The sequence below is a fragment of the Amycolatopsis sp. 2-15 genome (genome assembly GCF_030285625.1).
Taxonomy (GTDB): Bacteria; Actinomycetota; Actinomycetes; order Mycobacteriales; family Pseudonocardiaceae; genus Amycolatopsis; species Amycolatopsis carbonis.
Genome location: NZ_CP127294.1, coordinates 1,968,943 through 1,979,787, shown reverse-complemented (window position 1 = coordinate 1,979,787; position 10,845 = coordinate 1,968,943). Strand labels below are relative to the sequence as shown.

Below are 10,845 nucleotides of genomic sequence, written 5' to 3'. Positions count from 1 at the left end.
CGGGCGGAATCAGGCGTCGACCAGGCGTTCCTGGAGCCGGAAGCGCATGACCTTGCCGGAGCCGGTACGGGGGATGGCGTCGATTTCGAGGATCTGCTCGGGCACTTTGAAGTGCGAGAGCTCCTGCGCACAGGCGGCAAGCAGCGTGGCGACGTCGAGCGCACCGGCTTCGTCGGGCACGACGAACGCCACCGGCACCTCGCCGAGATCGGCGTGTTTGCGGGCGACGACGGCGGCGTCGGCCACGCCGGGCACCTTCAGTAGCACCGCTTCGACCTCGGCGGGGTAGATGTTCTCGCCGCCGCGGATGATGAGCTCCTTCGTGCGGCCGGAAATCGTGAGGAAGCCGTTGGCGTCGCGGCGGCCGAGGTCGCCGGTGCGGTACCAACCGAGCTGCAGCACTTCGGCACTGGCCTCGGCGCGGTTGTGGTAGCCCCGCATGATGTTCGGGCCGCTGACCCACAGCTCGCCCTCTTCGCCGACGCCGACGTCCTCGCCGGTCACGGGGTCGACGAGCCGTACGCCGACGCCGGGCAGCGGCAGGCCGCACGAACCCAGGACCCGCCCGCCGTCCGGGGTGTTCATGGTGACCATTGTGGACGTTTCGGTGATGCCGTAACCCTCCAGCAGCTGCACGCCGAACGCCTCCTCGAACTCGGCGTTGAGCGCCGCCGGCATGATCGCGCCGGCCGACACGCACATGCGCAGCGTGGTGCTGCTCCACGGCGTGCCGCGGACGCCGTGCAGGAGGTACTGGAACATCGTGGGCACGCCGGGCATCAGCGTGAACGGCTCTTGTTCGAGGAGCTCGAGCACGCGGGGCGTGGAGAAGCGCGGCAGGATCCGCTCAGTCGCGCCGACGGCGAAGACGCCGAGCACGCACAGGTCCAGCGCGTAGGAGTGGAACAGCGGCAGCGGGCAGAGCACCCGATCGGCCGACGTGAGGCCCACGATCGGCGCCCAGCACGCGGCGACCACCCAGAGGCAGCTGCGCTGCGTGAGCAGCACACCCTTGGGGCGACCGGTCGTGCCGGACGTGTAAAGCATCCACGCGACGTCGTCGAGCCCGAGGTCGTCCCGGGGCGCGGCGTTCGGCTCGGCGGTGGCGAGGTGCTCGTAGTTCTCTTCGGGTGCTTCGTCTTCCGTCACCAGCACGACCAGCACCTCACGGCCGTTGACCATCGCGCGGACGTGGCCGACGTGCGCGTCGTCGGTGATCACGACGCGCGCCTCGCTGTCGGCGAGCTGGTACGCGACCTCCGCGGGTGCGGCATTCGGGTTCACGCACACCCCGACCGCACCGAGCCGCGTCGTCGCGAGATAAGACTCGGCCGTCTCGACGCTGTTGTCCAGGTAGATCAGCACCCGCGCACCCCGAGCCACGCCGCGGTCCACGAGATTCCCGGCGAGCCGCCGGGTGCGCTCGGCCAGCTCCTCGTACGTCACCGCCCGGCGATCGTCGTAGAACGCGACCTTGCCCCCGAAGCGCGCCGCGTGCCTGACCAGCAGCTGAGGGATGGGACGAATCAACTCGACTCTGAGCATCGACATCTCCACCGAGGTTAACTAATGATAGTTAGTTGATGGAGTGTAGGGAGGAGCGGCGGCCGGGGCAAGGTGCGGTCGGGTGGCGGTTCGGGTGGTTTGTGGGTGGGGCCGCGGTCAGGCGAGACCCGCGACCCGCAGGGCGTACTCGCTGTACTTGTCCGCCACGGCCTCCGCCGAAAGTGGCCCGTCTTCGTGGAACCAGCGGGCGATGCTCACGCACATCTCCAGGATGCCGAACGCCGCGAGTGTCGCGGATTCCTCGTCGGTGGGGCCGGCCTGTTCGATGAGGCTGCGGAAAGCATGGGCGTGGCGACGGCGGAGCTCGAGAACGGTCGTGCGGGCGGGGTCTTCGAGGCTGGCGATGTCACGGTTGACGATGAGGGCTTCGCGGCGGTGGGTGGCGTGGCGCAGAGCGTAGACGCGGGTTGCGCGGCGGAGGCGTTCGGCGACGTCGTCGATGCCGGCGACGGCGGCCTCGTAGTCGGCCCAGACCTGTTCGGTGGTGTCGGCGACGATGTCGCGCAGGAGGTCCTGCTTGGCGCGCATGTGGTTGTACAGGCTGGGCGTGCGGATGCCGAGCGCCGCCGCGATCTGGCTGAGCGCGGTGCCGTGGTAACCGCGCTCGGCGAACAGCGTGAGGGCGGCGTCGCGGACTGCCGCCGGGCTCACCGTGGTCTTCGCTTCCGCCATGCGGCCCATGATTCCAGCCGCGCGCTCGGCGCGTGGGGTCAGGCGGCGGCCGCGCGGCGCAGGGAGCCGTAGGTGCTGCCGAAGGCGCGGTTTTCGATGGCGACGTCGACCGCGTCGAGCAGCGCCTGGCGCAGGCCGGGGCGGGTGAGGTCGGCAGCGTCGATGCCGAGGCGCACCAGGCCGCCGCGGCGGGCGGCGCGGGCCGACGCCAGCACGAGGGCGAAGCAGCGGACCGTCTCGGTGCGGTGCGACTGGCTCGTGAACTCCTGCACGCGCGCCCGGAGCACCTCACCCGTCACGAGGTCACGGACGGACCCCGCGTCGGCGCAGAGCGTGAAACCGTGTTCCCGCAACGCTTGCAGCGTGCCCTGCGAAGCGAGCCAGCGCGGCGGCGCGAAGCCGTCGACGGCGACGCCGGTGGTGTCGAGCGCGGCCTTCGCGGCGATCAGGCGCAGGCGCGCTTCGTGCGCCGGCAGTGAGGCGAACTCCGCGCGGCGGCCGAGCTGGACGGTGCGGTGCGTCGGCGTGATGCGGTGGTCGTAGCCGTGCAGCAGCACCGAGTCCCCGGCGGCGGCGCGCGTGCGCACCCAGGCGGTCACGGGGCCGTCCTCGGTCCGCGCGACGTGCAGGATCGACAGCGGCACCCGCCGCCGCTCCAGCTCCGACGCGAGGTCGGCGCAGCGGTGCAGCGCGCGCGGGGTGGCCCCGGACAGCGATACCAGCAGGCGAGCATCCACGTCTCCCATTGCGCCTCAGGCCGATGGCGCCTGCCTGACAACGCCGTGAACTGCACAGAAAGGACACATGAGAGTTACGCAGTGTCAGGCTTTGGTGGCCTCCACCAACCTGCTCACGGCCATCGCGATCCGGCCGCGCAGGTCGGGATCGGTGATGACGCCGTCGGACGCGGTGTGGCGCGGGATGGGGATGCGCGCGCAGGCGTCTTCGACGATGCGCGCGCCGGCGTAGGTGAGGACTTTGCGCAGGGACTTGTGGGCGTCCGCGCCGCCGGTGGGAGCCGCGACCGACGACGCGTTGATCCACGACACGGGCTTGCCGTAGATCTCACCGCCGCCGACGGTCCAGTCCAGCAGGTTCTTGAACGACCCCGGCAGGCCGCCCGCGTACTCCGGCGTGCAGATCAGCACGCCGTCGGCCGCCCCGACCTCCGCGCGCAACGCCACGACGGCCGGGTGCAGGGGGTCTTGATCGTCGTCGGGGTTGAAGTGCGGGAGGTCGCCGAGGCCCGCGTAGACCTTGGACTCGGTGAACCTCGCGGCGGTCCCGATCACCGCCGCGTTCACCGAACCGCCCCGCAGACTGCCGCAGATGAGCAGGATCACGGGCGCCAGTCTGCCAGTGAAAGTCGAGCCGGTTGCCTGTTTTCTGCCTCACTCATGAAGCGATCACACCCCGAACAAGCCCGCACTGGGCACCCGATTCCATCCCCAGCCGCTACGTGACACCCGACGAGGCCACCACGCGGCGCGTGCCAAGCCCGCTCGACGACAACATCCTCGACGACGACATCAGCAACTGGCTCACCGGCCACGACACCGATCCGCACGACCCCGCACCGAGGACAGCCACCGCGGACGCCAAATCCCTGCGCGGCACCTTCACCCGCACAAGAGGCACCGGAGCTCACTTGATCCCGAAAAACGGCGCGAGCGGAATCTGTGGACAAGTGCGGCTTGGGCGGGTGGGTGCGGACAAGTCAGGGGGTGGAGTTGACAGCGGCCGGGGGCACGACGTGGCCCGCGATCACGACCAGACGATCTCCAGGTCCTTGCCCTGCGCCCGCCCCGCCTCGGCGGACGGGCGGCGTGTCTGCGGGTCCAGGGGGTTCTGGCCGATCGCCGCGAGGGAGGCCTCGTCGGGTTCCACCACGGCCACCGCGGCACCGCCGGCGCGCAGCGAAGCCACGACGTCCGCGAAGGGCTTCTCCGTGGGGAACACGTCGACCGAGCCGAGGGGCACGACCACCAGCACCCGGTCGTATCCCGCCGCGTAGTCGGCGTTGTCCGCGGACCGCACCCCGCCGTCGACGTAGCGGTGGCCGGCGATGGTGACCGGCGGCCAGATGCCCGGGACGGCGCAGCTGGCGGCCACGGCGTCGACCAGCGGAACGCCCGAGTCGTTGCGGAAGACACGAGGCTCGCCGGAGGCAGCGTCGACCGCCACGATGGCCAGCTCGCGGGTGGGCCACTCGTGCGACGGGAGCCGCGCCTCAATCACCGAGCGGCGGCGCGACTCCGGCACCGTCGAGGCCGACAGCGCCAGCTCGCCGACCGCGCGCCGGACCTCGAGCACCGAGCCGGCCGAAACCGCGGTGCCGAACTGCTCGCCGAACTTCTCCAGGTCCACCTCGACCATGATCTCCGGGGACTGGCGCGCCGGGTCCGTCTGCCGGACGTAGAGCTCGCCCAGGCTCAACCCGCTGCCGATCTGCGCGGCGACGGTCGAGCCCGCCGACGTGCCGACGATCAGGTCCGCCCCGCTGACGTCCCGCCCCGCGTCGGCCAGGCCCGCCAGCAGGCCCGTCATCCACGCGATTCCGGCGACCCCGCCGCCGCCCAGTACCAAAGCCTCGCTCATGACACCCAGTCTGCCAGCGACCACCGACAGTTTCAGGCGCCCGGCCAGTCGGTCAGCGAAAGCCCGCTGATCCGCTCGTAGGCCTCGACGTAACGCGCGCGCGTGGCGGCCACGACGTCGTCCGGCAGCGGCGGCGGCTGGGTGTTGGACGCGCGGTCCCAGCCGGACGGACCGGTGAGCCAGTCGCGCACGTACTGCTTGTCGAACGACGGCTGGGCGTGGCCGGGCGCGTAGCCGTCGGCCGGCCAGTAGCGCGACGAGTCGGGCGTGAGGACCTCGTCGGCGAGGACGAGCCGGCCCTCGGCGTCGAGGCCGAACTCGAACTTCGTGTCCGCCAGCAGGATCCCGCGCTCGGCCGCGAACTCGGCGCCGCGGCGGTAGATGGCGAGCGTCGCGTCGCGGACCTCGGTCGCGCGCGAAGCGCCGATCTGCGCGGCGACCGTCTCGAACGACACGTTCTCGTCGTGCTCACCCAGCTCGGCCTTCGTGGCCGGCGTGAAGATCGGCTCCGGCAGGCGCGCCGACTCGACCAGGCCGCCCGGCAGCTCGACGCCGCAGACCGAGCCGCTGCGCTGGTAGTCCGCGAAGCCCGACCCCGTGAGGTACCCGCGCGCGACGGCCTCCACCGGCAGCATGTCCAGGCGCCGCACGAGCAGCGCGCGGCCGAGCACCTCGGCGGGGATGCGCGGGTCGTCCCAGGCCACGAGGTGGTTCGGGATGAGGTCGGCGAGCTGGGCGAACCAGAACACGCTCATCGCCGTGAGGACGCGGCCCTTGTCGGGGATGGGTGTGTCCAGCACGAAGTCGTAGGCCGAGATGCGGTCGGACGTGACCAGCAACAGGTGGTCGTCCCCCACGGCGTAGAGCTCCCGGACCTTGCCGGCGGCGATCTTCGGGTATTCGGCGAGCGTCTTCACGGCTGCACCCTAACCCGAGGCCGTCGGAACCGAGGATGATGCAGGTCATGCGCTACCGCTGGATCTCCTTCACCACCGACTACGGCCTGCGCGACGGCTTCGTCGCGGCCTGCCACGGGGTGATCGCGCGCCTGGCGCCCGACGTCCGGGTGCTCGACGTGACGCACCTCGTGCCGCCGCAGCAGGTGCGCCCGGGCGCCGCGGTGCTGGCGCAGACCGTGCCCTCGCTGCCGGACGCCGTGCACCTGGCCGTGGTGGACCCGGGGGTCGGAACCGCGCGGCGCGGACTGGTCGTCGTCACCCCCGGCGGTCTGCTGGTCGGGCCCGACAACGGCCTGCTCCTGCCCGCCGCGGCCGCGCTCGGCGGCGTGACCGGGGCCTACGAGATCGACGTGCCCGACCCGGCGTCGGCGACCTTCCACGGCCGCGACGTGTTCGCCCCCGCCGCCGCCCGCCTCGCGCTCGGGGCCGAACCCGCGAGCTTCGGGCCCGAGGTCGACGACCTGGTCCGGCTGCCGGAGCCGTTGATCGCCGCGTTCCCCGGGAAGCTGGTGTCGGACGTGCTGACGGTCGACCACTTCGGCAACGTCCAGCTCGCCGCCACCCCCGCCGACCTCGAGCTGACCGGCCTGACCGGCGGGGTCACGGTCCACAGCGGACGCGTGGCGGTGCCGGCGACGATCGGGCGGACGTTCGGCGCCGTGCCCCAGGGCGCGAACCTGGTTTTCACCGACTCCGCCGGCCACCTGGCGATCGCCGTCAACGGCGGATCCGCTGCTGCCGTGCTGAATCTGGGCGCCGCCGAGGAATGCACGATCACCGCCTCCCCCGCCGGCTGAGCACAACCGCGCCTTGTCAACGCCCGCCCCGAGCGGCGAGTGTGGACGAAAAATGGGGAGGCACGGATGGTGGCGTTGGTTTCCCACGGCAACAAGGTGATTTCCGCGGGGTTCTTCCGCGACGACGAGCTCGACTTCGCGACGCGCGGGGTGCTCGGCCGAGCGGTGCGCGGGGCGAGCGAGGTCGGCGAGGTGCTGGCCACGATCGCCCGCGTCGGCCGGGCCGCGGACTGGGCGCGCGAGTGGGAACGGACGGCGGCCCGGGTTCAGGAAGAAGCCGTAAAGGCGCGCGAAGCCGGGCACCTGGTCAGCGCGGGCTCCCACTACCTGCGAGCGGCGACGTATTGGGCCTGCGTCGTCGACGGACTGTCCACAGGGGACGACACGGTCGCGTTGACGGAAGCGTTCAAGTCCCACCGGGAATGCTGGGAAGCCGTGGTCGACTGCTCCGACGGGGCCTTCCTCCGCGTCCCGGTTCCCTACGAAGGCACGGAACTGCCCGGCTACCTCCTGCGCCCCGACGCGTCCGGAACCTCACGCCGGACGCTGGTCATCACCAACGGCAGCGACGGCGCCCTCAGCGACCTGTGGACCTCCGCCGCGGCCGGCGCGCTGGCCCGCGGCTGGAACGCGTTCCTCTACGACGGCCCCGGCCAGCAGTCAATGCTCTTCGATCGCGAAACCTGTTTCCGCCATGACTGGGAAGCCGTGCTCACCCCGGTCGTCGACACGCTCGTCGAGCGCCCGGACGTCGTCGAGCTCGCCGGCTACGGCATCAGCCAGGCCGGCTACTGGCTGCCTCGCGCCCTCGCCTTCGAGCACCGCCTGGCCGCCGCGGTGCTCGACCCGGGGGTGGTCGACGTGTCAGCTTCCTGGACGCGCTCGCTGTCCAAGGGCATGCGGACGGCGCTGGAGCACGGCGAGCGCGACGCGTTCAACCGCGATATGGGCCTCGCCGTCCGCCTACCGGGCCTGCGCCGCACCCTGACGTTGCGCGCCCGGCCCTACTCGCACGAGGACTGGTACGACCTGTTCAAGGCCGTCGAAAAGTACCGGCTGGAAGAGGAAACCGTCGCCGCCATCAGCACGCCCCTGCTCATCACCGACCCCGACGATGAGCAGTTCTGGCCCGGTCAGTCCAGCCGGCTCGCCGAGCTCGTGCGCGGGCGCGGCGGCCGCGCCGACCTGCTGCGGTTCACCGTCGAGGAGGGCGCCAACGAGCACGTGCAGCCGATGGGCCGCCTGCTCACCGAGAACCGGATGTTCGACTGGCTCGAAGAGCTGGTGCCGCCACGGCCGGCGTGAAGCTGAACACGTCGCCCGGATCCCAGACTTCCTTGAGGCGCGCGAGCTCCGTGGCCGTGGCCGGTTCGTAGCAGGACGACGCATCGGTGTGGCTGATCGGCAGGAACGTCCTCAGTGGACCGCCCGAGCTCCACTGGGAGACGGCTTCGTAGACGTGCGACTGCGACCCGGGTGCGGCGCCGGGGTGAGCCGACGTGAACAGGTTCAGCCGCGCCGCGCGGTGCCCGACGGCGTCCCCGATCGCGGGCTCGTCGGCCAGCGCGCCGCCGAGGTGGCGCAACTCCAGCAGGAACGGCGCGTGCGGATCCACGAGCGAAGGCACGACCTCCAGCGCGTCCTCGCTGGTCAGCGCGACGCTCTCGGTGTCGACCGGCATCGGGCCGATCGGGTCGGCGTGGATCGAGCCGAGGTCGGTCAGCGGCATCGGCTTCACCGTGTCGAGGAACGGGCCCGCCGTGACCAGTGGCTCGACGAACCGCCGGCCGGCGTCCGCGTCGCCGAGGTAGGCCACGCGAAGGTGGCAACAGAACCGGCCCCGCAGCGGTTCGGGCACGCCCGGCACGTCCGGGAAGGCGAGGAACGCGAGCGACAGGCTCAGCTCCCGCGGCGCCGTCGCCAGGCTCGACCGGAACCGCTCGATGACCACCGGCGCGCGTTCGGGGGCGAAGAACAGGCCACCGCCATAGAGCTCACGCAGCGGCACCAGGCTGGTTTCCAGCGCCGTGACCGCCGCGAGGTTGCCGCCGCCCCCGCGCAGGGCCCAGAACAGCTCGAGGTGCTGCTCGGCCGTCACGGTGAGCTCGCGGCCGTCGGCCGTCACGATCTCGAAGCGGCGCACGTGGTCAGCGGCGAAACCATGGCGCCGGCCGAGCATCCCGAGGCCGCCGCCGAGGCTGTAGGAGACGTAGCCGACGCCGGGCGCGGAGCCGACCGGCGCGGTCAGGCCGTGTGCGGCGGTGGCGACGAGCACGTCGCCCGCGGTCGCGCCGGCCGAAACGCGCGCGACCTGCCGGTGCGGATCGACCTCGACCCGGTTCAGGCTCCGGGTGGTGACGAGCAGGCCGCCGCCCATCGAGCGGTGCGCGCCGTGGCCGGTCGACTGCACATCGACGGCCAGCCCGTGCTCCGCGGCGAAGCGCACGCCCGCGACCACGTCGGACTCGGCCCCGGCCGCCACCACCACGTCGGGCCGGTGGTCCAGCGAGAGGTCGAACCCCGCTCGTGCCCGGTCGTACCCGACGTCACCCGGGAAATAGACCCCGCCCTTGACCCGCGCGGCGAGCTCCCCGGCTCCACCCATCTCGGCTTCCTCGCTCTCGCCTCGAGCGTGGATGCGATGAAGTGCGGGGCCGAGACTACGCTCACGAATTCTCCGGTCAAGTCACCGAATTTCGTGATCCGCGCGAGAAATTCGGGGAAATTGCCGAGAGCGCTCAGAGCACCTGTGAAAGGAACTGCTGCAACCGCGGACTGCGCGGGTTGTCGAAGATCTGGTCCGGGCTGCCCTGCTCCACGATCCGGCCCGCGTCCATGAACGCCACTTCATCGGCGACGCTGCGCGCGAAGCCCATTTCGTGCGTCACCACGATCAACGTGAGACCCCGCGCGGCCAAGCCCGCCATCAGGTTCAGCACGCCTTTGACCAGCTCCGGGTCCAGCGCGGAGGTGGCCTCGTCGAACAACATCACCTCGGGGTCCATCGCCAGCGCCCGCGCGATGGCCACGCGCTGCTGCTGCCCACCCGACAACGCCGACGGCCGGTACGGCGCCTTGTCCTCCAGGCCGACCTCGGCCAGCCGCGCGTGCGCGATCGCCGTGGCCTCCTCTTTGGACAGTCGCTTCACGCTCCGCAGTGGCAGCACGATGTTGTCCAGCACGCTGCGGTGACCGAAGAGGTTGAAGTGCTGGAACACCATGCCCACGCGCTGGCGCAGCGCGTCGGGGTTCGAGTGGATCACGCTGGTGCCATCGAGCAGCAGGTCGCCGCTGTCGGGTTCCTGCAGGCGGTTGACGCAGCGCAGCAGCGTGGACTTGCCCGAGCCCGAGGGGCCGATGACGCACGTGGTGCGGCCGCTGGGCACACTCAGGTCGACGCCGCGCAGGACTTCGAGCGTGCCGAAGCTGACGTGGATGTCGCGAAGCTCCACACTGGACGAACGCACAGCGGTGGTCACAGGGCCGCCCCTCCTCCGGTGTTCACGAGCGTCAGCCCGCTGCCGCCGTCGCCGTCGCCGGGGTCGGTGCGGACCTTGCGGCCGGTCTGCAGGCGCTTGTCGATGTAGTTCACCAGGTGCGTGAGCGGCACAGTGATCACGAGGTACACCGCGCCGGCCGCCACCAGCGGCGAGAGGTTGCCCGTGTTGGCCGCCAGGTCCTGACCGATGCGGAACAGCTCGCGCTGCGAGGTGAGGAACCCGAGGAAATACACCAGCGTCGAGTCCTTCACCAGCGCGATGAACTGGTTCACCAGCGCGGGCAGCACGCGCCGCACGCCCTGCGGGATCACGACCAGCAGCATCGCCTTGGTGTAGGTCATGCCCAGCGCGCGGCTGGCCTCCAGCTGTCCTTTTTCGACACTCTGGATGCCCGCGCGGAAGATCTCACCGATGTAGGCCGCGGCGATCAGGCTCAGCGCGGTGATGCCCAGCGGGTACGGGTTGTGGCCGACGATCGGCCGCGCGAGCGTGCCGAGACCCTGGCCGATCACGAGGATCGTCAGGATCGCCGGCAGGCCGCGGAAGATGTCGGTGTACACCCGCGCGGGCCAGCGCAGCCAGACCTTCTTGGACAGTCCCATCACGGCCACCACCATGCCGAGCACGGTGCCGATGATCGCCGACACCCCGGCGAGGATCAGCGTGTTGACCAGGCCCGTCTTCAGCAGGTCGGGGAAGACCTGCCAGATGTAGTCCCAGTTGAGGAACGTGTCGAGAAACTGATCCATCGTG

Annotated in this window: 11 protein-coding genes; 2 read left to right on the top strand and 9 right to left on the bottom strand. The window is 71.2% G+C overall.

The window, feature by feature from the left end:
- Window positions 1-9: 9 nt before the first annotated feature.
- The 6 genes from QRX50_RS09785 to QRX50_RS09760 form a co-directional block, all read right to left on the bottom strand.
- Complete coding sequence (locus QRX50_RS09785) at window positions 10-1,545, bottom strand: class I adenylate-forming enzyme family protein (RefSeq protein ID WP_285971633.1); 1,536 nt, start codon at window positions 1,543-1,545, stop codon at window positions 10-12.
- Window positions 1,546-1,662: 117 nt separating this feature from the next.
- A complete protein-coding gene (locus QRX50_RS09780; RefSeq protein ID WP_285971632.1) occupies window positions 1,663-2,238 on the bottom strand; it encodes a TetR/AcrR family transcriptional regulator in 576 nt (191 codons plus the stop codon).
- 38 nt (window positions 2,239-2,276) lie between these two features.
- Complete coding sequence (locus QRX50_RS09775) at window positions 2,277-2,984, bottom strand: DUF2334 domain-containing protein (protein WP_285971631.1); 708 nt, start codon at window positions 2,982-2,984, stop codon at window positions 2,277-2,279.
- A 75-nt stretch (window positions 2,985-3,059) separates the two neighbouring features.
- On the bottom strand, window positions 3,060-3,530 hold the full coding sequence (locus tag QRX50_RS09770; protein WP_285974410.1) for an NADPH-dependent FMN reductase: 471 nt from the start codon (window positions 3,528-3,530) through the stop codon (window positions 3,060-3,062).
- 472 nt (window positions 3,531-4,002) lie between these two features.
- Window positions 4,003-4,836 carry a patatin-like phospholipase family protein gene (locus QRX50_RS09765; protein WP_285971630.1) on the bottom strand — a complete coding sequence of 278 codons (834 nt, stop codon included), beginning with the start codon at window positions 4,834-4,836 and terminating at the stop codon, window positions 4,003-4,005.
- A gap of 32 nt (window positions 4,837-4,868) precedes the next feature.
- A complete protein-coding gene (locus QRX50_RS09760; protein ID WP_285971629.1) occupies window positions 4,869-5,753 on the bottom strand; it encodes a phosphoribosylaminoimidazolesuccinocarboxamide synthase in 885 nt (294 codons plus the stop codon).
- 47 nt (window positions 5,754-5,800) lie between these two features.
- Here QRX50_RS09760 and QRX50_RS09755 point away from each other — a divergent pair, with 47 nt between their 5' ends.
- Window positions 5,801-6,592: an SAM hydrolase/SAM-dependent halogenase family protein gene (locus QRX50_RS09755; RefSeq protein WP_285971628.1), complete on the top strand. Its 792-nt coding sequence runs from the start codon at window positions 5,801-5,803 to the stop codon at window positions 6,590-6,592.
- 66 nt (window positions 6,593-6,658) lie between these two features.
- Window positions 6,659-7,897 carry an alpha/beta hydrolase family protein gene (locus QRX50_RS09750; RefSeq protein ID WP_285971627.1) on the top strand — a complete coding sequence of 413 codons (1,239 nt, stop codon included), beginning with the start codon at window positions 6,659-6,661 and terminating at the stop codon, window positions 7,895-7,897.
- On the opposite strand, the gene QRX50_RS09745 is transcribed toward QRX50_RS09750, so the two are convergent.
- From QRX50_RS09745 to QRX50_RS09735, 3 genes are all read right to left on the bottom strand, one after another.
- Window positions 7,839-9,197, bottom strand: a complete 1,359-nt coding sequence (locus QRX50_RS09745; RefSeq protein ID WP_285971626.1) for an FAD-binding oxidoreductase — start codon at window positions 9,195-9,197, stop codon at window positions 7,839-7,841. The genes QRX50_RS09750 and QRX50_RS09745 overlap by 59 nt on opposite strands.
- 133 nt (window positions 9,198-9,330) lie before the next feature.
- Window positions 9,331-10,071, bottom strand: a complete 741-nt coding sequence (locus QRX50_RS09740) for an amino acid ABC transporter ATP-binding protein (protein WP_285971625.1) — start codon at window positions 10,069-10,071, stop codon at window positions 9,331-9,333.
- Window positions 10,068-10,841 (bottom strand): amino acid ABC transporter permease, encoded by a 774-nt coding sequence (locus tag QRX50_RS09735; protein WP_285971624.1) that lies wholly within the window; start codon window positions 10,839-10,841, stop codon window positions 10,068-10,070. The genes QRX50_RS09740 and QRX50_RS09735 overlap by 4 nt, the downstream gene beginning before the upstream one ends.
- Window positions 10,842-10,845: the final 4 nt, after the last annotated feature.

Coding starts and splice junctions, on each gene's coding strand:
- QRX50_RS09785 (WP_285971633.1), bottom strand. CDS start 1,545: ATGCTCAGAGTCGAGTTGATTCGTCCCATCCCTCAGCTGCTGGTCAGG.
- QRX50_RS09780 (WP_285971632.1), bottom strand. CDS start 2,238: ATGGCGGAAGCGAAGACCACGGTGAGCCCGGCGGCAGTCCGCGACGCC.
- QRX50_RS09775 (WP_285971631.1), bottom strand. CDS start 2,984: ATGGGAGACGTGGATGCTCGCCTGCTGGTATCGCTGTCCGGGGCCACC.
- QRX50_RS09765 (WP_285971630.1), bottom strand. CDS start 4,836: ATGAGCGAGGCTTTGGTACTGGGCGGCGGCGGGGTCGCCGGAATCGCG.
- QRX50_RS09755 (WP_285971628.1), top strand. CDS start 5,801: ATGCGCTACCGCTGGATCTCCTTCACCACCGACTACGGCCTGCGCGAC.
- QRX50_RS09750 (WP_285971627.1), top strand. CDS start 6,659: ATGGTGGCGTTGGTTTCCCACGGCAACAAGGTGATTTCCGCGGGGTTC.
- QRX50_RS09745 (WP_285971626.1), bottom strand. CDS start 9,197: ATGGGTGGAGCCGGGGAGCTCGCCGCGCGGGTCAAGGGCGGGGTCTAT.
- QRX50_RS09735 (WP_285971624.1), bottom strand. CDS start 10,841: ATGGATCAGTTTCTCGACACGTTCCTCAACTGGGACTACATCTGGCAG.